General features: G+C 44.7%; 25 protein-coding genes. 22 read left to right on the forward strand and 3 right to left on the reverse strand.

Going from position 1 to position 20,912, the window contains the following annotated elements; genetic code table 11:
* Positions 1-5 precede the first annotated feature (5 nt).
* From JKG61_RS15130 to JKG61_RS15235, 22 genes are all read left to right on the forward strand, one after another.
* Positions 6-311, forward strand: a complete 306-nt coding sequence (locus tag JKG61_RS15130) for a DUF4134 domain-containing protein (RefSeq protein WP_202103793.1) — start codon at positions 6-8, stop codon at positions 309-311.
* A 41-nt stretch (positions 312-352) separates the two neighbouring features.
* Positions 353-661 (forward strand): DUF4134 domain-containing protein, encoded by a 309-nt coding sequence (locus JKG61_RS15135; protein ID WP_028069947.1) that lies wholly within the window; start codon positions 353-355, stop codon positions 659-661.
* Positions 658-969, forward strand: a complete 312-nt coding sequence (locus JKG61_RS15140; protein WP_202103794.1) for a DUF4133 domain-containing protein — start codon at positions 658-660, stop codon at positions 967-969. Before JKG61_RS15135 ends, JKG61_RS15140 begins: the two co-directional genes overlap by 4 nt.
* The gene (locus JKG61_RS15145; RefSeq protein WP_202103795.1) at positions 941-3,430 is read left to right on the forward strand and encodes a TraG family conjugative transposon ATPase; all 2,490 of its coding nucleotides are present in this window, start codon (positions 941-943) and stop codon (positions 3,428-3,430) included. Before JKG61_RS15140 ends, JKG61_RS15145 begins: the two co-directional genes overlap by 29 nt.
* The gene (locus JKG61_RS15150; protein WP_202103796.1) at positions 3,427-4,089 is read left to right on the forward strand and encodes a hypothetical protein; all 663 of its coding nucleotides are present in this window, start codon (positions 3,427-3,429) and stop codon (positions 4,087-4,089) included. The genes JKG61_RS15145 and JKG61_RS15150 overlap by 4 nt, the downstream gene beginning before the upstream one ends.
* Positions 4,086-4,745, forward strand: coding sequence for a hypothetical protein (locus JKG61_RS15155; RefSeq protein WP_202103797.1), 660 nt, complete (start codon positions 4,086-4,088; stop codon positions 4,743-4,745). The genes JKG61_RS15150 and JKG61_RS15155 overlap by 4 nt, the downstream gene beginning before the upstream one ends.
* Positions 4,746-4,798: 53 nt before the next feature.
* Positions 4,799-5,473 (forward strand): hypothetical protein, encoded by a 675-nt coding sequence (locus JKG61_RS15160; protein ID WP_202103798.1) that lies wholly within the window; start codon positions 4,799-4,801, stop codon positions 5,471-5,473.
* A gap of 2 nt (positions 5,474-5,475) precedes the next feature.
* The gene (locus JKG61_RS15165; RefSeq protein WP_202103799.1) at positions 5,476-6,294 is read left to right on the forward strand and encodes a hypothetical protein; all 819 of its coding nucleotides are present in this window, start codon (positions 5,476-5,478) and stop codon (positions 6,292-6,294) included.
* 18 nt (positions 6,295-6,312) lie between these two features.
* Entirely contained in the window at positions 6,313-7,455 is a 1,143-nt protein-coding gene (locus JKG61_RS15170; RefSeq protein ID WP_237249493.1) for a plasmid transfer protein, read from the forward strand.
* A gap of 21 nt (positions 7,456-7,476) precedes the next feature.
* On the forward strand, positions 7,477-8,097 hold the full coding sequence (traK, locus tag JKG61_RS15175; RefSeq protein WP_202103800.1) for a conjugative transposon protein TraK: 621 nt from the start codon (positions 7,477-7,479) through the stop codon (positions 8,095-8,097).
* Positions 8,075-8,515: a hypothetical protein gene (locus JKG61_RS15180; RefSeq protein WP_202103801.1), complete on the forward strand. Its 441-nt coding sequence runs from the start codon at positions 8,075-8,077 to the stop codon at positions 8,513-8,515. The genes traK and JKG61_RS15180 overlap by 23 nt, the downstream gene beginning before the upstream one ends.
* Positions 8,516-8,530: 15 nt before the next feature.
* A complete protein-coding gene (gene traM / locus JKG61_RS15185; protein ID WP_202103802.1) occupies positions 8,531-9,694 on the forward strand; it encodes a conjugative transposon protein TraM in 1,164 nt (387 codons plus the stop codon).
* A 20-nt stretch (positions 9,695-9,714) separates the two neighbouring features.
* The gene (gene traN / locus JKG61_RS15190; RefSeq protein ID WP_202103803.1) at positions 9,715-10,563 is read left to right on the forward strand and encodes a conjugative transposon protein TraN; all 849 of its coding nucleotides are present in this window, start codon (positions 9,715-9,717) and stop codon (positions 10,561-10,563) included.
* An 85-nt stretch (positions 10,564-10,648) separates the two neighbouring features.
* Positions 10,649-12,682, forward strand: coding sequence for a type IV secretory system conjugative DNA transfer family protein (locus tag JKG61_RS15195; RefSeq protein ID WP_202103804.1), 2,034 nt, complete (start codon positions 10,649-10,651; stop codon positions 12,680-12,682).
* Positions 12,683-12,719: 37 nt separating this feature from the next.
* Positions 12,720-13,244 (forward strand): ADP-ribosyltransferase-containing protein, encoded by a 525-nt coding sequence (locus JKG61_RS15200; RefSeq protein WP_202103805.1) that lies wholly within the window; start codon positions 12,720-12,722, stop codon positions 13,242-13,244.
* Between the two features lie 42 nt (positions 13,245-13,286).
* Entirely contained in the window at positions 13,287-13,802 is a 516-nt protein-coding gene (locus tag JKG61_RS15205) for a M23 family metallopeptidase (RefSeq protein WP_202103806.1), read from the forward strand.
* Between the two features lies 1 nt (position 13,803).
* A complete protein-coding gene (locus JKG61_RS15210) occupies positions 13,804-13,959 on the forward strand; it encodes a hypothetical protein (RefSeq protein WP_157739352.1) in 156 nt (51 codons plus the stop codon).
* The gene (locus JKG61_RS15215) at positions 13,952-15,181 is read left to right on the forward strand and encodes an ArdC family protein (protein WP_237249494.1); all 1,230 of its coding nucleotides are present in this window, start codon (positions 13,952-13,954) and stop codon (positions 15,179-15,181) included. Before JKG61_RS15210 ends, JKG61_RS15215 begins: the two co-directional genes overlap by 8 nt.
* A 28-nt stretch (positions 15,182-15,209) precedes the next feature.
* Positions 15,210-16,025 carry a DUF4099 domain-containing protein gene (locus JKG61_RS15220; RefSeq protein ID WP_202103808.1) on the forward strand — a complete coding sequence of 272 codons (816 nt, stop codon included), beginning with the start codon at positions 15,210-15,212 and terminating at the stop codon, positions 16,023-16,025.
* On the forward strand, positions 16,025-16,648 hold the full coding sequence (locus JKG61_RS15225; protein WP_202103809.1) for a hypothetical protein: 624 nt from the start codon (positions 16,025-16,027) through the stop codon (positions 16,646-16,648). Before JKG61_RS15220 ends, JKG61_RS15225 begins: the two co-directional genes overlap by 1 nt.
* Before the next feature lie 106 nt (positions 16,649-16,754).
* A complete protein-coding gene (locus JKG61_RS15230; protein ID WP_202103810.1) occupies positions 16,755-17,402 on the forward strand; it encodes a hypothetical protein in 648 nt (215 codons plus the stop codon).
* Between the two features lie 137 nt (positions 17,403-17,539).
* On the forward strand, positions 17,540-18,403 hold the full coding sequence (locus JKG61_RS15235) for a hypothetical protein (RefSeq protein WP_202103811.1): 864 nt from the start codon (positions 17,540-17,542) through the stop codon (positions 18,401-18,403).
* A 60-nt stretch (positions 18,404-18,463) separates the two neighbouring features.
* Here JKG61_RS15235 and JKG61_RS15240 read toward each other — a convergent pair whose 3' ends face one another.
* The 3 genes from JKG61_RS15240 to JKG61_RS15250 form a co-directional block, all read right to left on the reverse strand.
* The gene (locus JKG61_RS15240; protein WP_202103812.1) at positions 18,464-19,327 is read right to left on the reverse strand and encodes a hypothetical protein; all 864 of its coding nucleotides are present in this window, start codon (positions 19,325-19,327) and stop codon (positions 18,464-18,466) included.
* A gap of 116 nt (positions 19,328-19,443) precedes the next feature.
* Positions 19,444-19,887, reverse strand: coding sequence for a hypothetical protein (locus JKG61_RS15245; protein WP_202103813.1), 444 nt, complete (start codon positions 19,885-19,887; stop codon positions 19,444-19,446).
* Between the two features lie 9 nt (positions 19,888-19,896).
* Positions 19,897-20,709: an AbiJ-NTD4 domain-containing protein gene (locus JKG61_RS15250; protein WP_202103814.1), complete on the reverse strand. Its 813-nt coding sequence runs from the start codon at positions 20,707-20,709 to the stop codon at positions 19,897-19,899.
* Between the last annotated feature and the right edge of the window lie 203 nt (positions 20,710-20,912).

Genomic DNA, 20,912 nt, shown 5'->3' on the forward strand with positions numbered 1-20,912 from the left:
CCATTATGCGACCAACCCGCTTTTTGGCAGTATTTCTTACTGTCATTTTTTTTGCCCTGTACGCAACCGCCCAGCCCGGCCTTGCCGAATTTAGGGAAGTGCGCAAGGAGGTCAATACGTGGTATTACAATTTCTCTGACCTTGCCTTTGTCATCGGCGCCGTGTGCGGGCTGCTCGGCGGATTGCGTGTGTACAGCAACTGGCAATCCGGCAAGCATCACATCGATGCGCAGGTCATGGGATGGTTCTTTTCCTGCCTTTTCCTATCGCTCGTCGGCGCCGCACTAAAGGCCCTTTTCGGGGTAAACTAACAATCCAATCATTTTTTATTCACTTTTTATCCATTATCTCTATGACAGTAAACACTAAAAAACTGTTCGCAATGGCCGCGCTTTGCCTTTCGGCGGCCCAATCAACATTCGCACAAGGTGGTACCGTGGGTATCGATGCCGCCACATCATCATTGACCAGCTACGTAGACCCCATTTCGACGCTCATTCTGGCCATCGGTGCCGTTGTTGGGTTGATCGGGGGAATACGGGTGTACATCAAATGGAACAGCGGAGATCAGGACATCAACAAAGAATTGATGTCGTGGGGAGGTTCCTGCCTGTTCTTGGTACTCGTGTCGGTGGTCATCAAAGCGTTTTTCGGCGTATGACACACGGGCGTTATCCAATCTATAAGGGGCTGCAAAAGCCCCTTATTTACCGCGGTTTCAAGGGCAAGTTTATCTATTGGGGCATAGGTTCCCTTATCGGAGGTCTGGCCCTCGGCGGGCTTATCGGCGCACTGACCAACCTGATCCTGGGCGGCTTTGCCACCCTTGTCCTGATGGGTGCAGGGCTTGCCTATACATTCATGAAACAGGGTAACGGTCTCCATGACAAAACCCGCCACCGAGGCGTATTTATCCACCCCGTCCATTTATCGATCAGCTATGAGAACAGAAAGAAAGACAGCCTTTGAAATGCCCTATGTGGGTATCGACCATTATCAGGGCATGTCCATACTGTACGGCAACCGTGGAGATTTTTCAGTCGTGATGCGACTTACCAATCCCGTCTTACAGTATGGTGCCGATCCCGAAGCCTATACCGCTTTCCAACAGGTATTGCTTAACGTTATCAAGATACTTGGCGAGGGGCATATCATCCAAAAGCACGATGTATTCATCAAACGGAAATACCAGCCCAAACCCGCAACCGAGTTCTTGGAACAGAAATACCAAGAACATTTTGAGGGTCGGGAATATACAGAGATCAGAACCTACCTGACCGTTACCCGTCTGGTCAAAAAAGGGGCATTCTACACCTATGACAAAAAAGTGCTGGCCACTTTAGGGCAGAATATGGCCAAAGTATTTGACCTGCTTTCCGGCGCCGCACTTAACCCTGCATACCTTACCGAAGCGGAAATAAACCGTTTTGTAAACAGAGTGCTCGCCGTGGAGTTTGAACAGCCACACATCACGTTGGACAATCTCCGCTCAGCAGACCGCGAGTTGCGGATCGGTGACCGGGCCGTCCGCTGTATCAGCATGGTCAATACCGATTCGGTTGACCTGCCCGAGAAGGTCGGAACCTTTACGGCCAAAACTGAAACGAACGGTATGCGCGATTTTCCGGTGGACAATCTGTTTTTCCTGCACAATGTTCCCGGTTATCGTACCATTATCTATAACCAATTATTGGAGATACCCAGCCAACAGATCACGCTCGGCAAACTTGAAGTAAAGCGCAAACGGCATTCGAGCGTACCCGATCCGGCCAACCTCATGTGCGTGGAGGACATCGACCGTTTATTGGTGGACGTAGCACGTGACAACCAGCTATTGGTAAACGCCCATTATTCCATGATCGTATGTGCCGATACGGACAAGATCGACAAAACGGCCAATTTTATCGAAGCCGCCCTGTTCCAACAGGGGATCATTCCATCACGCAATGCCTACAACCAATTGGAACTGTTCCGGTGTGCCTTGCCGGGCGTTGGCGTGGAACTGAAAAAATACGATTGGTTCCTAACGACCGCCGATGCCGCCCTCTGTTTCTTTTTCAAGGAACGGTTGCCGACGGACGAACCCTCAGAGTTTCTGTTAAGATTTACCGACCGTCAAGGGGTGCCCGTGGCGCTGGACCCGTCGGACCTCGTTATGAGGACAGGCCGTATAAAAAATCGCAATCGCTTCGTGTTAGGTAGCAGTGGCACAGGTAAGAGCTATGCCATAAATGCGATCGTCCAACAGTACCTACAATACAACATGGACGTGGTGATCGTGGACGTGGGACATTCCTATTCCGGTCTTTGCAGTACCTACGGGGGCAAGTACATCACCTATTCGGAGCAAAAGCCCATCACGATGAATCCCTTTGCGATCAGCGAGGAAGAATACAACATCGAGAAAAAAGATTTTTTGATAACGTTGATATGCCTGCTCTGGAAAGGTTCCGAGGGTTCGGTAACCACCGTCGAGCGTGACGTAATTTCCAATGTCATTTCAGCCTATTACGCCCATCATTTCGATAAGGCTATCGAAGACCGTGTAGACAGGTTGGACTTTAATTCCTTTTATGAATTTGCCGTTCAGAAAATTCCCGATATAAGGAATGAAGAAAGCATCGCTTTTGACGTGGAAGAATTTCGGTTTGTATTAAAGAAGTTTTACAGAGGGGGTGAATACGAAGCGATACTGAACGAAGATGCCGACCAATCGCTATTCAACGAACGGTTCATAGTCTATGAAATTGACAACATACAGAATAATAAGACGCTTCTGCCAATCGTAACGCTGATAATAATGGATCTGTTCGTGCAAAAGATGCGCCACCGGAAGAACCGCCGGAAAACACTGATCTTGGAGGAAGCATGGCGGGCCATTTCCTCGCCGATGATGGCAAATTTCCTTTTATACCTGAACAAGACCGTAAGGAAATTCTGGGGGGAGATTATCGAGGTGACACAGGAGATCAACGACATCATCGGCAATCCCATTATCAAGGACAGTATCATAAACAACTCGGACACTATTATCCTTTTGCAACAGAACGAGGCCGATTTTAGAAAGGTTGCCGAATTGCTCTCCATCACCGAGGCCGAACAGAAGAAGATTTTCACGATCAACCGTCTTGACAACAAAGAGGGGCGCGCCCGTTTCAACGAGTTTTATATCCGTCGGGGAAACGTAGGGGAAGTGTACGGCGTGGAGGTCAGTATTTACCACCATTTGGCATTCACCACCGAAAAACCCGAAAAAAGCGCCGTGGAGATTTATGCCAAACATCATGGCAGCTACCCAAAAGCCCTAACGGCGTTCGTGTCCGATATGGAAAAGAGCGGTCTTTTATTGGGCGATTTTGTGCAAAGGGTAAACGAGAACAATGCGCCAACCAGCACACAAAGAGAATATTTTAAACCTGATTTTACATGAAACGAATTATTGCAATAACGATCCTGTCCCTTGCTGTTTTCTATGCAAGGGGACAAATTTACATCGACCCCGCCGTAGCAGCCGCAACAGGCGTCCATGCCGGAGTGATGAATAGCCAGCTGGGCAACGTGAACGACAATCTCACGCTTATCCAGCGTGGACAGCTCGCCGTAACTGGCCAGCTACTGATCGTGAACGATTTGCAGGACAAGATTTACAAAGGGTTAAGCGAAGTATCCGGTGTTGTCCGTTCCCTGCTCACTGTAAAGGACATTGCCAGCATTTCCCTTGACATCGTTAACGACGTAGAAAAGGCAATGAACATCGCAAGGGGAAATCCGGTACTCCTGCTATTTGCCGAAGCGGGCGCAAGGGAATTTAAGACACGGGCGACTAACCTGTCTGCCGAGGTCAGTGCCTTTGTGCTGAAAGGTGGAAAGGATAACCTGATGGATGCGGGAGAACGGGCAAAACTGCTCAACCGTATAAGAACGGAGTTGACCATCTTGCGGGGCGTAGCCTTTGGGATGCACAGAAGCATGTATTGGGCGAAACAGCGTGGTATCCTTAACTCCCTTAATCCATACGCAGGTTTTATCAATATCGACAAACAGATTGCCGATGACATTATCCGTAATTCAAAATTGCTCAAACGATGAGATATTTTATCCTGACCCTCTTGCTTTTGGCCACCAGCTTGACCGGAGCAAACGCACAGCTCAACGTTGAACTGCTCCACCAATTGGTGGAACACAGCAAAGATGAATACGACCGTCAGATCACCGCAAGAAACAGACAGGCCATTGTCTCGGCCAACGAGGAAGTAAACCGAGAAGAAACGGCAAAACTCAAAACCCGCTATCGGCAGTTGCACAGCCGTTTTCAGGTTTTGGGAACAGCATTGCAGGGGCTTAGTATGGGGCTTGAATCCGCCCCAATAGTCACCGAGATCATAAACCAACAAAAAAGGATTATAGGCATCGTTTCCACAAACCCCGAATTTCTTTTGCTTGCCATCGATGCAGAAAAAGATATGGCAGAAAAAGCCGTGCAGCTCGCACGCTACCTGACCGGACTTTTTATCAGTATCGGCGACCTCAACCAGATGAAAGCGAGTGACAGGAGAATACTTTACGGGCACGTCCTGCAGGAGCTTCGGAAGATCGCAGGAGCATCACGGGGACTTGCAGCTACCCTGTACTATTCGACACGAAAAAAACTGCTCGATTCCCTCAATCCGTTTTCCGGTTATATCAATGAGGACAAGCGTATAGTCGATAATATTTTAAGGCAATTGGAGGAATTTAAACCATGAAACCTGCATGGGTACCATGCAAGCTTCATCACCATTAAAAAACAATAATATCGATGAAAACACAACTCATAATCCTGCTGTTTATCTGTCTTTCAAAGATGACTTTCGCCCAAAGTTATGTGACGATTATTTACGATGCCAAGCATCTCGCCATCGTAAACGAAAACGGTGCGGTCAGGTTGATTTCCGAACAGACCCATAACAATATGCTGGGTAACATCCGTGGACGGATCGACGATATTAACGTCAACCTTTCTTCCGTGGTATTGGTGCAGAACATGATACACCGATCACTGACCGAAGTGGATCGGGCATTGAAATCCGGTCGTTCCGCACTCCATATTTCGAGGCTTGTTCAGGACATCGCCAACCACAGCACCAAAATGCTCGAAACTGCCAAAGGCGAACCGTGGTTACTGCTCTTTGCCGAGGACGTCGCCCACCAGCTCAAAGACAGGGGTATAAACCTTGCCGCCGAAGTCTCCGAGTTTGTTCTACAAGAGGGAAAAAACGTGCTGATGGACTACGAAAAACGAGACCACCTCATGCGGAAGATCATTCTGGAACTGAAAGTAATCCGGGCATTGGTATTCAGCATGGAGAGGTCAATGTATTATGCCAAGATCAACGGCGTACTGAAAATGGCGAACCCATACCGAAATTTCATCAACATGGACAAACGCAAAGCAGACGAGATCATACGGAACTATTATCTACTTAAAGACTGAATATGAAAGCAAAATATATTACCACGGTACTATTGTTCCTATTTTCCATCACGGGAACGATGGCTCAGAACGTGAAGCGACAGACTGATAAACATATCGTAAACCAACAGGAACGCATGGTTTATAAGCAATGGAATCGAAAAAAGTTTACACCCACTAAGGGGTTTCTTGGTCTTAACCCAAACTATTGGCTCACCTGGGCGTGGCATCCAAACTACCCCAAGACCGACCGCCGACCGTTGAGCGGTACAGGCCCACAGACCTTGCGTATGGGTATGGTTCTGGCCATGCAACAGACGGACGAAGCCTATAAAAAACACGCCGATACGATCCGAAATGTAGCGGTCACGGAGGCCCTCAATTATTCCGGTCTGGTCACGGAGGCCCTCAATTATTCCGGTCTGGTCACGGAGGCCGACCCCTTGTGGCTACTGTATTACCGCAGGGAATTTGGAAACCTTATCGACGGAACAGAGGCCGATCCGCTCGCCGGACTTTCACCGGATGTCGGGGATTATTTGAGAAATAAAGGTCTATTGGAATGGTACAGCGAAGAACGTGCAGAGCTCAAAGAACGGTTGGAAGCGGCCCGAACGACCACGCTTGACCGAGGCAGTCGCATCATGGCCTATCACCGTTTACTTGGGGAGCATAGAAAACTACTGTCCGCATGGGAAGCGAAAAAGAACTATGCCGCCAAATTCCTTTTATTGGCAAAGAACCGTGACCGCCTGCAAAGCGATAACCCCGATCTGCCGGAGTTTGCAAAGGATCGTTCCGACGTCCAGATAGCGGAGGACATCCTAAAAAGAACCCAATAACCAAAATCAGATTATTTTATGGACTTTATCAACATGACGGAGCTAATGCCCCGTTTTTTATTGCAGGGAAATCCTGTAAATGTGCCGGACTCATTTAAAGACACATTCAATTTTTTACAGGGGAACGGCGTCTATGAGGAGGGTGTCATGCACTTTCTCAAAGGCATGAAAAACACGATATGGACGCACTTCGATACATTCATCACCGATGCACAGGCCCTTGCCGCCATTTTCATGCTCATATTCTTTGCCATCAAATCATACGAAATGATGGCGGGTGATAAAAAAATGGAAATCATGCCTTTGTTGCGACCTTTCGGGCTCGTGATGGTCATTATCTGGTGGGGAACGTTTACCCGCGTACTTGCATACCCCACGGACATCGTTGCCGCCAAAACGGAAAGCCTGTTTGACAGTGGACAGATCGAAGTCAACAATCTACGCCTGCAACGTGCAAAACTCATGGTTGACGTTGCCGACCAACTGACCACCATACAGGCCGAAACAGAGATCGCCGAAAAAGAAGCGGATACATGGTACGGTCAGGCATGGGATGCTGTTACCTCAACGGTAAAGGAGGGTTTTGCTTCGGTATGGAACCCAATCGTTGAACTTAAAAACCGTATGCAAGTGGGGTTACAGCTACTGGCGACCTATACCTTGGAAACGTTGGCCGTTTGGATATTACGCATCTGCGTTTATATCATATTCATTATCCAGATCATCTATTCGACCATCCTTATCATTTTAGGCCCGTTTAGTGTTGCCGTAAGTATCCTGCCTGCCTTTAGGGATTCCTTTGGTACGTGGATAGCCCGGTTTATCGCCGTAAACCTGTATTCCGGCATTGCCTATCTGGTCATGCACGTAGCCAGCCTGTTCCAACAGTATGCAATGGAAGCCGAGATTACCCGTTATCAGCAACTCCTTGACAGCACGGGCGACACATTGGAGAAAATGGGCTGGTTTGCGGGCAACGGGATTTTAAGTTTTGGGATCGTGATTGTGACATTCCTGATCGGAGGGCTGACCATGCTCACCGTCCCGAGTATCAGCACATGGATCGTATCGACAAGTGGTATCACCTCTGCCGCAAGCACAATGGGACGCGGAGCATCCAATATGGGACGTGCCGCAAGGAAGATCATCGCCAAGTTTTAACCCTTTTACACACTTCATTTCATGATAATAAAAAATATCGAAGCCAAGATCAGACTTGCCACCTTTATTGCAGGGGCAAGCCTGATCGCCGCCCTGCTCATGGTAGTTGCGGTATCTTTTTTTGCCTATAAACAGGTCAGCAATGCACGGAAGTCCGTGTATATACTTGATGCGGGCAATGTCCCCATGTCAGCAAGTCAAACCGACGTAGAGGTAAACAGGCCCGTGGAATACCGTACACATATCAACCTTTTTCACTCGCTATTCTTTACGCTCGCGCCCGACGAGAAGTTTATCGAATACCAGATGAAAAAAGCCATGTATCTGATCGATGAATCCGGTGCATTGCAGTACAACAACCTACGGGAAAAAGGCTTTTTTAACTCCGTTCTATCGTCCAGCTCCGTACTCACCATCCAGACGGATTCCATCCACGTCGATCCCGTAAAGAAATACTTTAAGTTTTATGGCAAACAGACGATAGATCGGCGCAGCTCTACCGTAATACGCTCGCTGGTCACCGAGGGCTATTTGCGGGACCTTGAAATGCGTACGGAGAACAATGGCCACGGTGTACTGATAACCCGATGGAAAACACTCGAAAACAAAGACATCAGCTATGTTCAAAAAAATAACTTCTAACCGACCACCTGACACCACGTTGTGGGCAGCTTTTTACAAAGAGTTTGGCAAGTACATCGATGGGAGCATCACACGTACCAAACGGTTTCTTGAAGCCCGGCCACGTGCGGTATTTTCGGCAATGGTGGTAAGCATCCTCGTTTCTGCCAGTTGCTTTCTTTTTCTCCCAAAGGAAACACCGAAGAAAGAACCCTTACAACTTTCGGTACAACAACCCCTAATGGATGGAATGGGCGGTATTGTCACCACCGTTTCAGCTTTAAAGGAACTGCTTGAAATCCGTACCGTCCTTGACACGCTTATGCAAAAGGACAGTTTGGACAGCGCTGATAGCCTGCTGATGGAAAGTGCCATCGACAGGATGCAGATCCTCGAAAAGCGACTGGCCGAAGCAAACAAACACCATAATTCACCCTAATACAATCCAACAAACATGAAAATCAATTTCAGACAACCGCGCTATGTACTGCCCCTCATAGTGCTGCCTTTTCTATGCCTGTTTTTTTATGTCTACCAAACAGGTTTTGCAAAGGAAGAAGCGCCCCAGCAAGAGGGTGATCCCTTGCAGGGCCAGATTGCCGAAGTGTCGGAAGATGTCAAGAACCGCGCGCTGTCCGATAAACTTGCCGCCTACCGTGAGCAGTACCGCCGTGGTGACGGCTATACGGCCATAGGCCAGTTACAGGAGGAAAGAGCCGAACAATTCCGTTTCGATGAACTCTATAACGAGGAAGAAAAGCGCAGACTTGATTCCATCGAGCGAGCGCTCAAAAATCAGCGACCTTTTTCCGCTAATAGAGATTCGGAAAATGACGACCAAGACCGGGCATTGCAACAGGCTCTTTCCTCATTACAGCGAAAACCCGAACCGACCAAAGTGGAACCGGACAAGACCGATCCGATGGAACTTTTTCGCAAACAGATGGCCTATGCGGACAGTATGGCAAGGGCGAACGACCCCGACCAGCAGGCTGCCCGCAAGGAACGTGAACGTATGGAGGAAGCGAAAAAAGAACTCGAAAACCAGCCCCGTCTTTCCGTTTCCAAATACGGTACAGGACAGGGAGCATTCAACACCATCCGCCCCGAAAGCGACAATACTTTCATACAGGCCATCATTGACGAAAACATAACGGGTTATGCCGATTCCCGTCTACGGATACGGCTCATGGATGACCTGTTGGTCGGCCAGCACATCGTTAAGAAAGGTACGCACGTATTTGCAAGGATTTCCGGTTTTTCAGGTCAACGGGTGCTGCTCACCATTACTTCCATCATGCACGAAAACAACATATTGCCCGTCCGGTTGGAAATCTACGATAATGACGGTTCCCCCGGACTGTACGTGCCCGCGTCAGCATTCAGGGAGTTTAGCCGCGAGCTTGGCGGGAACACCACACAGGGAATTACCCTGCAACAACAGGCCGAAAACAACAGTCAGTTGGTCATGAGCGCCATTCAGCGGATGTTCCAATCCACAACGACCGCCGTATCAAAGCATATTCGGAAGAACAGGGCCAAACTGAAATTCAATACGATGGTGTACCTCATCGATCCCCAGGCACTCCGCCAAAACCAACAGAACTACAAACAGTAAAACCACTTTAAGATTTCACCATGAAAAAGAAACATCATTTTCTTATCCTTTTCCTTTTATGTTGTATCGGATATTCCGCACACAGTCAACAGGCTACGGATACCCGATTAGGAACACTTCCCGAACTAAGCCTGCACCGTGGACATACGGTGCATATCCTTTCACCCGAACCCATCCAGTACGTTGACATCGCTTCACACCATGTATCGGGCGACCTGCCTCTTGAAAACGTGTTGCGGATCAAACTGAATGAGGATACCACGCAGATAGAACACCTCGATTATGAACTTGGAACGGTTACCATTGTGGGCGACAACTTCGTGGCGCAATACCGCCTAACCGCCCCATTATGGGTTAATGACGGGAGCATTCCGGCCATGCTGGAAATCAAACCGGAACACACCCGACCTTTGGAACTTTCGGAGATCAGATTGAGCCGTAGCAATATGAAAAACCTTGCGCTCGGTTTGCTTACAAAAAGTGTTCACAATCCTGTACGAAGCACAAAGGAATACGGTGTAGGCATTGTACTTAACGGTATCAGTACATTGGGCGATTATATCTTTCTTGACGTATCATTTACCAATACCTCAAACCTTTCTTACAATGTGGATGAACTCCGGTTTTTCATTGAGGACAAGAAGATCACCAAAGCAACGAACGTGCAGACCGTTGAGATTAAACCCTTGTGGCAATACCAACCACTGACGGAATTTAAGAAAAGACACCGCAATGTGTTCGTACTGAAAAAGGCAACCTTTCCCGGTAGTAAGATACTTCGGGTAACGCTCACCGAAAAACAGATTTCAGGACGTACGGTCAACCTAAAAATAAAGTACGGTGATATTCTGAAAGCCGACACCTTGTAGGTCGGCGGTATCCAACCATTAAAAATCAAATTATTATGGAGGAACGGCGAAGCCCTACTTCCAGCCGATAAAAAACAAGTTATTTATGGAAGAAACCAAAGAGCAACAGGGGCTTTACCGTTCCCTGCAATTTGGCATATATCTATCCGTCGTCCTCGAAATCTTTCTTTTTTTCTATGTAGATAGCTTCCTCTTGACAGGAACAACCAACAACGGGTTGTTCCTATTTGCGGAGAGACTTTCGAGGGTGCCGTTCTATGCCGAACTGCTGAACAGCAAACTCTTTACACTCGTGCTGATCTGTCTGGTCTCCGTCGGAACATTGAGCCGAAAGAAAAAAGACCTCAATCCCAAGACCCAGATAATATATCCTTTGGCATTGGGGATGCTTATCCTTTTTTCAGGTCTATGGTTGCAGGGGCGTGAAGCAGCCCCGATATGGCAATCGGTCAATTGGTATGACCTCGCCTATGTCACGAGTGCTTTTGCGGGAGCGATCTTGGTACACATGGCAATGGACAATGTATCCAAGATCATAAGCTCCAATCTGGGAAAGGATCGCTGGAACGTCGAAGAAGAATCCTTTATGCAGCCGACCAAGCCCGTCGTAAGCCCGTATGCAATCAATATTCCGACCTTGTTCTATTACAAAGGAAAAGTCCGTAGAGGGTATATCTTAATTGAAAATATTTTTAGGGGCCTGCTTCTTTGCGGGGTTCCGGGCAGTGGAAAATCGTTTGGGATCATCATGCCGATCATCCGCCAAATGCTGGCCAATTCGTTTACCATGTGCCTATACGATCTGAAATACCCCGATCTCGGCAAAATTGCCTATTATCATTACCTGCTTGCCAAGCAGAACGGTCGGTGCAAGAATTACCGTTTCCATGTTATCAACCTCAATGAACCCGAAAAGAGCAGACGGGTAAACCCTTTGAAACGGGAGTATCTTAATACGCTTGCAGATGCTTCGGAAACGGCCGAAGCACTCGTTGAAGCATTGAAAAAGGGAGACAAAAGCGGTGGTAGCGACCAATTCTTTACACAGTCTGCGATCAACTTCCTTGCCGCGTGTATTTACTTTTTCAGTAGCTATCAAGATGGACGCTATTCCAGTCTGCCCCATGTACTTGCGTTTCTTAATCTGTCTTATGAGCAGATTTTTACGGTGCTGTTCAGTAACGGGGAGCTTGCTTCCCTTTTGTCACCGTTCATGTCTGCCTACAAGGCGAAATCGTACGATCAGCTGGAGGGGCAAGTGGGTACCCTCAAAATCTTTATCAGCCGCATGGCCACCAAAGAAACGTTTTGGGTTTTCGGTGCGGATGATTTTGAACTACAGGTCAGCAATCCCAAACACCCCGGTGTTCTGGTGCTCGCCAATGACCCGCGAACCCAGAGCATCAACTCTGCTTGCCTGTCGGTGGTACTTAATCGGGTGACCAAACTTATCAATACGAAAGGCAATTTACCAATCGGTTTAGTGGTCGATGAGGCTCCAAGCCTCTATATTCACCGTGTTGACCTATTGGTGGCACAGAGCAGATCCAATTTTTCCGGGGTGGTTTTGGGGCTTCAGGAGTTGCCTATGTTACGCCAACAATACGGCAAAGAAACAGCGGAAACCATCACGTCCATTATGGGTAATGTACTGTCCGGTGCGGTCAGGAGCAAAGAAACTTTGGAATGGCTGGAACGTCTGTTTGGCAAGGTCAAACAGACGGGAGAAAGCCTAAGCATCGACCGTACAAAAACTTCGCTTTCCTTGAATGAAAAACTCGAACCGCTCATACCCGCTGGAAAGATAGCATCGTTAAAAGCGGGTGAAATTGTCGGTATCGTTGCCCGTGATACGATGGAAACCTATACGGGCAAATACGAGACCACCGCGGTAAACTGCCGTGTCAATCTGGACATGGACGCCCTCAAAAAGGAAGAAGCGAATTATCGGGAACTGCCGACCTATTACGACTTTGGTGATCGAAAAGAAGAAATCCTATTGGACAATTTTTTCCGAATCAACAGGGAGGTTGAGGAAATAGTTGAACAGTTTGTGCAAAAATCGGAGAAAGAGCCTTTGCCTCATGCTAAGGTTGCTAAAACAGTGTTCAGAAAATAACCATTGAATATCTAATTCATACCTAAAAAAATTAAAAATGATTGAGGAAACAAAGCTTTGGATTGATCCAACCGCTCCATTCTATCATGGTACTGACGCCTTATTCGATCAATTCATAGATCAGTATCGAGGAAGCAATACGGCATGGGATAATACAGTTCATGGATTTTTCTTTTCCGAAAAACAGGAAAATGCTCTTCTGTTCGGTGATAATATCATCACCGCCAATCTGGATATTCGTAACCCTATCGATCTCCGTCTCCATTCCATTTTCAGTGAAGAAAATCAAGCATCTATTATCTGGGAAATCCTTACTGGAGAGAAATTGGACGATGTTAAAGCACTTCAAAAAATAAATGACGAAATCAGCCTCGGCGAATTAGATGAGATGCGGGATGGGTTAAATAATGAATTTGCCCACGATATGATGATTGCCGCTGGCTACGATGGCTGTGTTTCGGATTTCGGTGACGATCAATCTGAATATGTGGTTTTCAGTGCAAAACAGATCACAATAATCTCTATTGATCGATATTCCGTTAAACGGAGCTTGGGCCGATGACTTAATCAGTATAGAACATACACTTATATCAATTTATTATTTATGAACCAGTTAAGAGATTTTTCATGGTTGTTGAGACTATGCCTTGTTTTCTTGGTTTGTCTATTGCTATCAACCAATTATGGCATTGGACAAATTATTGACTACAGTCCACCATTGGACAAGTTAAAGGTTACATCGCCATTCGGATACCGTATCCACCCGATCAGCGGTAAGGCTTCACACCATAGCGGTGTTGATTTTGCCGCCCGTTCCGATCCCGTTTTCAATGTACTTGACGGCCGGGTTAAAGAAACCGGAAAACATAAGTTGCTCGGCAAATACATACGCATAGTACACGGCGAAGTAGAAACCATTTACGGGCATCTTTCCCATATACTCGTTTCACCGCGCGACACGGTTATAGCGGGACAGCTTATCGCCATCACGGGAAGCACGGGCAGGGTAACGGGAGAACACCTGCATTTTTCGGTGAAATTCGACGGTAAATTCCTTGACCCTTTGAAATTCCTGCTCAGGATAAAAGAACAATTAGATCAATCCTTAAACATCGAATAATATGGACTATCATTTAAGATCACTGCAACAAAAACTAAGTGTTCTGGCCAGTGGTGAGGATATTGGACTGACACCAGCGGAAGCAGCTATTTATGGCGTGGAATACGCCGACGAATGGCCGGACGACGAATCCCCGGAGGTGGACGAAGATGAGTAGCAAAAATTCAAAATCCCTGCATGAAATAGTTGCGGAGAACATCATCAAGAAACTTGAACAGGGTACGGCTCCGTGGCAGAAGCCGTGGAATGAGAACGGTCCGGCTTTCGAAATACCTTACAATGCTACAACAGGAAACCGCTATAAAGGGATAAATATTTTTTCCCTTTTGATGGCTGATCGTGATGACCCTCGATGGATGACCTTTAAGCAAGCATCAGAAAAAGGCTGGCAAGTTAGGAAAGGTGAAAAGGCTTCCCTTATCCAGTATGTAAAACTACACCAATTGGTGCCTAAAAAAGACGATCACGGCAAACCGATTTTGGATGAGAATGGAAAACCCATCAAGGTTCAGATAAGGTTAGATAGACCGATCATTACGACTGCATGGGTTTTCAATGCAGAGCAGATCAATGGTGTCGAACCTTTGGTCAGACCCGATGTAAAACAATTACAATGGAATCCTATCGAACGGGCCGAAAACCTCATTCAGGCTTCAGGAGCGAGTATAAGCCACATGCCGGGTGACCGAGCTTTTTATAGCCCACTTCGTGACAGCATTACTATGCCGTTCCGTGAGCAATTCGATGCACGGGATAAATACTATGCAACCGTTCTCCATGAACTCGGTCATTGGACAGGTCATAAAGATCGTCTGGATAGGAGTTTGATAAACCGTTTCGGGACTGAAGGATATGCCCGCGAGGAACTCCGTGCCGAAATCGCTTCGATGCTTATCGGTCAGGAACTCAACATTGGCCATGATCCCGGCCAGCACGTTGCCTACGTGGACAATTGGATTCAGATATTGCGTGACACACCTTTTGAAATACATACCGCCGCTGCCGATGCGGAAAAAATCCTTAATTACCTTTTGGCATTTGAGCAAAAAAGGGAAATCAAAGCTGCCGCAAATATTCAGACCGAGGTACAGGCCGATGCCAGATCACAAAGGACAAAAGAAAGCAGCCTGTCCATAGGTGATGAAATTGCCTATAACAATACCATCTACAAAGTGCAAGGTCATCTGAAACGTGGCCGTATGCGTGTGGAAGACTTAACTACAGGAAATATTTTCCCCCTGTCGAAAACTGATCGGCTATACGGTTCACTGCTCCACGCCAAACAGCATCCCGATGCTGTTAAGGTAAGTGAAGACCTGCACCGCCCGGTGGTACAGCCCGAAAAGGAGGCTGTTGCCGCCTATGGTATCAGAAGATAAAATCTAAAACTTAATAAACAATTACATCATGAAATATCCCATCAACGAAAATGAAATGCCCCTAAATGAACTTGAAAAATTGGGGCTTTACAAAGACGGAGGGTTCAGTATCAGTCCGGAGAATATCGATGCCCTGCTTGCAGGAAGAAGAACCGATATGTTGAGCATGGCAGGTCTGAACATCGACGGGCTTGCCATCCGCCAACTGGATGCAAAGCTATCCATTAGCCGGAATGAGCTCGGCGATGTCCAGCTCAACATACATCCCATTTACCGAGAACCGCAATGGCATCCATTATTGAGTGATGACGACGAAAAAGCCCTGATCGCAGGAGAACAGCACGTAGTCAGCAAGGAACAGGATATTGACGGCAACAAGAAGAAAACAGTCATTATTGAGTATGACGACCTAACAAGGGAATTTGTGGCGTATGAACCCGATGAAGTACAGGCCCCGATCAGAGTAAACGGCGAAGAACTTTCGGAAAAGCAACAGGAGGCTTTCCGCAACGGAGAAGTGGTAGAACTCACAGATGGAACGAAAATCCAGCACTCGGCAACGGACAATAAGGGTATCCGTTCAGACCGTAAACGGCTTATCCTATCCGTGCTATTGGACGGCGGTATCTCATATTTGATATTCCGTGGTATCAATAACCTAAAAGGCAGGTTTGAACCACAGGACGAGGGTTATACCGAGGGATACAACCGAGCATTGGCCGATATGATGATGGCCGATAAAAAACAGAAAGACAAAGGCAATGAGAAAACCGTTCAAGACCTCGTGCTAAATCTCCGTGATAAACAGGAAAGCAGAGGCTACGGACGTGGCGTTGCAAGGTAATGGTATTTCTCCGATTGAAGTCCGAAGTACGGAACTTCTTTGCACCACATATCAATATAGTCGAGGATAACATTATGTTTCCTTATACAATGGAAAATCAGGTATTGGCCCAAGAGCATTGGAGTGAAAATGGTGTCCGTATCCCTGTCTGTAAAGGTATGTGGTTGGTGACGGACGGCTTACCTGTATCCGTCACCCATCTTTTTATCGGTCATTCCGCAAGCGATTTGTTGTGCTTTTGCCATTATCATCCCAATTGGGTTAACCCGCCCTGTTTGAGTGCGTTTGTTTCATTGGGTTTATTGCCAACTAAAGAACAGTTTACTTGGCTTAAAACCCTATTTCCGAACGCCAAAATACATACGGTATTCGACGCGGGGATAAGTGGCCGTGTTGCCGATTGTAAAGTGGCGACATGGCAACTCGGTAAGAATGCGAAGTTTACCCTTGTTGATGACCACGGGGAATTTTATTGCAACAGAAAACGGTACCGTATTCCGGTTGGTATTTTCTCAATGAACCGTTTTGAGAAATTATCGGGTATTCGTTCGGGTATCCGAACCCATAAACCAAAAGCACCATTTGAAACGTTCTACCAATCCTTTACAAACGGGCTAATCTGAACCAGCCCGCCCGAACCCCTGATCCTTTATTGGGTCAGGGGTTTTTGTACCGTGTAAGTTATAGCGAAAGAAAACAGACTTTAATTTATCATTTAATCCATTCATTATGAAAATCGAACTAAAGAGCATTTATCACAGCGCCCAACTTAGTGAAGAAACGGAAGCCTTTACCGCCAATTTGTATATAAATGGCGTTCACGCTGGCTATGCTAAAAATGAGGGGCATGGAGGTAACACCGACTATTATGCAAAAGACGAAAAAGGACGAGAATTAATCCGTCAAGCGGAGGAATACTGTAAGAGTTTACCACCGATTGAATACCCTGCCGATAAATACATGGAAGCATTTTCGATTAACATGGATCTTGAACACTATATTGACGACCTATTGAACAAATATGTTGAGAAAAAGGAAACGGCGAAATTCAATGCTAAATTAGATAAGACGATGTTGAAAGGGATAGTCTACGGAGTACCCAATCAATCCTTTGGGGCTATTACTTATACCATGCCACTTGTTAACGTTTTGGCTCACCCTAAAGGTCCTGAAACCGTCCTACAAGCAATCAAGGATAAAATTTTGCCTAAGTTAAAGGACGGAAACAAACTTTTAAACACGAACATTCCCGAAAGTATCATTAAGGCCGCTGGTTTGGAAGAGGAACAATATGTAAAACCTACAATTCAGAATATTAGATATGGTACAATTCCTGATGTGGACGAAAACAAGAATAAAAGAGGAAAATCGAGATAATTTATGTATAGACGTTTGAGAGATTGAACTATGGATTATTTTGTAACTTTATTGACAACTTCAGTTTATTAGCATTAATTGTCGTAGTTTATTTAAACTAACATTGAAAAAACAAATTACCTTATTTACGAATTGAAATGTTTTATGAGAATACACAGCAAGCAATCGATTGTTTGAAAGCGGTAGCTGCACTTTATCCTAATATAAATGAACTACTTAATAACTATGATTACATTCGGTGGCAAAGGAAATTAGAAAAATCTTCTGATTTTGAGTTTGATTTGATAGAACCGAGAGTATTTAACCTTTTAAATTTACTTTCAACAGTACACATTGAAAAGCAGTATCCTCAATTCTATAGCGTAGGAACGCCAATTGTTGCCAATCTCGAACGATGGTTAGCATGTTTTCCAGAGCTATTAAAAGATGTTGCTTTTCATGGCAAAATCAAGAATCTTGACGATACGAGTTTTTTATCTACGCTAAGCGAGTTACTCGTAGCGGAACATTTTAGATTATTAGGGTACAAAATTAGATTTGAACATAAATTTTCTATTCCAGCCACAGGAGGTAACCGTGACATTGATCTTACCATTGAGAGCCCAACAAAAGAGACCGTACACATTGAGATATATAGCCCATCTATGAAAATAGATGATGGATTTGGTCGACTGGACGATTCTGATATACCTTTTTCAAAAAAAGTGGCATTTAAGATGAACGACAAATTTGGTAATGACGAGATAAGCGGATTGAGTGGTAAGATCTTATTGGCGGTAGACACATACAAGATCGACATGTTTTCTGTTCGGAAACAGATCTTGGGGAAAAATAATGATGCTCTTTATTCTGAAATGGTAAATTATCTTCCTCAGGCAGTTCATGGTTATCTGTTTTTTTATGGCAATATAAATGCAGTAGAAAGCTTTATTTTTGAAAAATTAATCTTTAAGCCAGAGAATGGTTCAGAATTTTCTGATCTTTCGGTAGATCCTAAATAACATGAGAGTCGTTAAAGATACCAATTGGTTATCTTTGAGGAAAGAAAATATGTATGGTGATTATTCTTTTGAGAAAAGATATTTATTTTCTACGTGCACCATCACTTCCTCAATATGACTAAAATCAGTGTATTTAGTAAATGAATTGATAAAACGGTTAAACTCTATATGATTGGACTCGAAATCAGCTTTATCGAACTGAAAGTCAAAGCCAAGGAGTTTCGATATACTGTACAAAGGCTGGCCATTTGGCCCATTTACCTGTAAGTGTGCTAAACCCTGCATGATGTTGATGTCAATGTGAATGATAATCGAAAAACGTTCAATAAGTTGCGCGTCAACATATGGAATGCGAATAATGACGCAGTCGTTGAACAGTGGTTTCTCAACTTTGACATAGTTTAATGCACGTTTTAGATTTCGTAATTTTGATTTTGGTACATCCGGTTGTAAGCTCTTCTTAGGGAACATTGAATGGACGATACGTGTGCCGCGATAAAGAATTAGTATGAAATCTTTGCTTTCACCATTGGAATCCGTAAAACGCGATGATCTGCCAACATATTTAACGAACAAATCGCCGTCCGGATGTGCTTTTTCATCAATCTTACCAAGGATAAATACGTCATCTGCAATTTGCCGCCAATCAAAAATTGGTATTTCCAATGCTTTAAATCTACTCGGATTTCCAATGGCACCTTGTCCAAAGTAGAGATCGTTTGAGTAATAGCTATGCCTACTCAGTATATGAGCCCAACCGGTATCTTTATTGCCATGAATATATATCAGGCCTCTTGCTGAAACAGACATAATATCAAACCATCGGTTTTTAAAAGATGCTAAAATCCCCATGCGCCAAATGGGATCTTTGGATTGTTGCTCGATTTGGAGGATCATATCAGAAGTCAGGTATTCCCTTTTCATTATTAAATTTATTTGTAAAGTGGTAAAATACGACTATAAAGAATCATATATTGCTCGGTTTTTTCAAAGAAGAATCAATGTTTTTTCCTAATTATTAGTTGTGGATTTTCAGCTTTCTACCATTGTTTAGCCATTAACAAATCCAGGCTTATGTTTATATTGTCATTATCCAAATCAGAATAACTTAATAAAGAGAAATCAAAGTGATCTGGATAAAGCTGTTTAAGCAATTCTCCTAATTCCAAAATGCTTTCTGTTCTTATTTTATAATCGCTTTCCACCTTGCAATTGTTAATTGTTAAAAGAAGTGAGATTTTAATATTTTCATTCAACCAATTCGTTTTTCGGAATAACCACAGATACTTCGAAATACTTTCCACAGGTCGCAGATTATTTTCGTATTCTACAATAACCACCTTGTTCGCAAAATAGTAGGCATCGTCTGGTCTTATTCTATACTTTCTATTGTTGATAATAAGCTTTTTGTCATATTTGTGAGTAATGTGATTCTTCTCTTCAAAATATAGTGCTACTATTTGTTTGGTATCATTTGTAGTCATAAAAATTTGTTAAAGATCATCCCATACAGCAGGTGGTGGTTTTAGTGAATTCTTCTTCTTGGCTAAATAAGTTGAAATTGAAGCGGATAACCCTAACATCAATTCAGCTTCTTCATAGGAAGGTTCTCCTTGTTCACGAAGATGCCTTCCTTGCTCCGAAGAAAAGCCCCATATCTTTTCCACAATAATATCGATTGTAGGGGGAACTATTTCACGATTTCTTTTGATAAGTTCGCCTAATGTGATTTTGTTATTCCCAACAAGGTCTCTAGCAACGCATTCTAAACTAGCTACACCATGCTGAATCGCTCCAGTAATATCAGGATTAGGTCTTCTTGAAAGATCATTAATGGCTTCCCTTATCTCATTTTGAGCCGTATGTAGTTTAGCTTCTCCTAATTCTTTAATGGCCTTTCCTAAATCATCTTCAAATAACTCTTCTCCGCGAAATACTATATGACCATTGTTTAACTTCCAGCCTATTCCATTGGCTTTGAAATAATCATTGATTTCTTCGGTGAATTCCGCTTTCCGCTGGATAGTTTGGTGAAATCTTTCAATTATATCATAGATATAAAACCATTCGCACTCTTCCATCCATTCTCTTACTTCATTGCTGATATTGGGCTCTCCCCAATTATACTGGGTTTGCGGTGATACTCGTAGTACACGGCAAATAGTTTCTCTTACAGATGTTGAGGACAATCCTAAGTCATATAATAGTTGAGGGATAAATTGTCTCAATCCTACCGGTGCATCCTCTCTAGTTGTAATTTCTTTTTCAGAAGAAGAGTGTCCATTACGCTTTGAAAATCTTTTCATAAATTAAATTATCATATATTAACAAAGATAATAAACCAATAATACTTTGCCTAGATGAGATTTGGCACTTGCAGACCTCATCGTGTGCGGATAATATTAAGATTCAAGGCAACATTGAATCCTTACCTTTGTGAAAAGCAATAAAAACATAGAGTTGGATATGTATTTAGTTGTTTTTTAGCTACTTCCATGAGGACTACGCA

This window comes from Sphingobacterium faecale (genome assembly GCF_016746095.1).
Taxonomy (GTDB): domain Bacteria; phylum Bacteroidota; class Bacteroidia; order Sphingobacteriales; family Sphingobacteriaceae; genus Sphingobacterium; species Sphingobacterium faecale.

Coding starts and splice junctions, on each gene's coding strand:
- JKG61_RS15130 (WP_202103793.1), top strand. CDS start 6: ATGCGACCAACCCGCTTTTTGGCAGTATTTCTTACTGTCATTTTTTTT.
- JKG61_RS15200 (WP_202103805.1), top strand. CDS start 12,720: ATGATTGAGGAAACAAAGCTTTGGATTGATCCAACCGCTCCATTCTAT.
- JKG61_RS15140 (WP_202103794.1), top strand. CDS start 658: ATGACACACGGGCGTTATCCAATCTATAAGGGGCTGCAAAAGCCCCTT.
- traM (WP_202103802.1), top strand. CDS start 8,531: ATGAAAATCAATTTCAGACAACCGCGCTATGTACTGCCCCTCATAGTG.
- JKG61_RS15145 (WP_202103795.1), top strand. CDS start 941: ATGAGAACAGAAAGAAAGACAGCCTTTGAAATGCCCTATGTGGGTATC.
- JKG61_RS15180 (WP_202103801.1), top strand. CDS start 8,075: ATGTTCAAAAAAATAACTTCTAACCGACCACCTGACACCACGTTGTGG.
- JKG61_RS15150 (WP_202103796.1), top strand. CDS start 3,427: ATGAAACGAATTATTGCAATAACGATCCTGTCCCTTGCTGTTTTCTAT.
- JKG61_RS15215 (WP_237249494.1), top strand. CDS start 13,952: ATGAGTAGCAAAAATTCAAAATCCCTGCATGAAATAGTTGCGGAGAAC.
- JKG61_RS15245 (WP_202103813.1), bottom strand. CDS start 19,887: ATGACTACAAATGATACCAAACAAATAGTAGCACTATATTTTGAAGAG.
- JKG61_RS15220 (WP_202103808.1), top strand. CDS start 15,210: ATGAAATATCCCATCAACGAAAATGAAATGCCCCTAAATGAACTTGAA.
- JKG61_RS15235 (WP_202103811.1), top strand. CDS start 17,540: ATGTTTTATGAGAATACACAGCAAGCAATCGATTGTTTGAAAGCGGTA.
- traN (WP_202103803.1), top strand. CDS start 9,715: ATGAAAAAGAAACATCATTTTCTTATCCTTTTCCTTTTATGTTGTATC.
- JKG61_RS15170 (WP_237249493.1), top strand. CDS start 6,313: ATGGACTTTATCAACATGACGGAGCTAATGCCCCGTTTTTTATTGCAG.
- JKG61_RS15195 (WP_202103804.1), top strand. CDS start 10,649: ATGGAAGAAACCAAAGAGCAACAGGGGCTTTACCGTTCCCTGCAATTT.
- JKG61_RS15210 (WP_157739352.1), top strand. CDS start 13,804: ATGGACTATCATTTAAGATCACTGCAACAAAAACTAAGTGTTCTGGCC.
- JKG61_RS15160 (WP_202103798.1), top strand. CDS start 4,799: ATGAAAACACAACTCATAATCCTGCTGTTTATCTGTCTTTCAAAGATG.
- JKG61_RS15135 (WP_028069947.1), top strand. CDS start 353: ATGACAGTAAACACTAAAAAACTGTTCGCAATGGCCGCGCTTTGCCTT.
- JKG61_RS15230 (WP_202103810.1), top strand. CDS start 16,755: ATGAAAATCGAACTAAAGAGCATTTATCACAGCGCCCAACTTAGTGAA.
- JKG61_RS15240 (WP_202103812.1), bottom strand. CDS start 19,327: ATGAAAAGGGAATACCTGACTTCTGATATGATCCTCCAAATCGAGCAA.
- traK (WP_202103800.1), top strand. CDS start 7,477: ATGATAATAAAAAATATCGAAGCCAAGATCAGACTTGCCACCTTTATT.
- JKG61_RS15165 (WP_202103799.1), top strand. CDS start 5,476: ATGAAAGCAAAATATATTACCACGGTACTATTGTTCCTATTTTCCATC.
- JKG61_RS15225 (WP_202103809.1), top strand. CDS start 16,025: ATGGTATTTCTCCGATTGAAGTCCGAAGTACGGAACTTCTTTGCACCA.
- JKG61_RS15155 (WP_202103797.1), top strand. CDS start 4,086: ATGAGATATTTTATCCTGACCCTCTTGCTTTTGGCCACCAGCTTGACC.
- JKG61_RS15250 (WP_202103814.1), bottom strand. CDS start 20,709: ATGAAAAGATTTTCAAAGCGTAATGGACACTCTTCTTCTGAAAAAGAA.
- JKG61_RS15205 (WP_202103806.1), top strand. CDS start 13,287: ATGAACCAGTTAAGAGATTTTTCATGGTTGTTGAGACTATGCCTTGTT.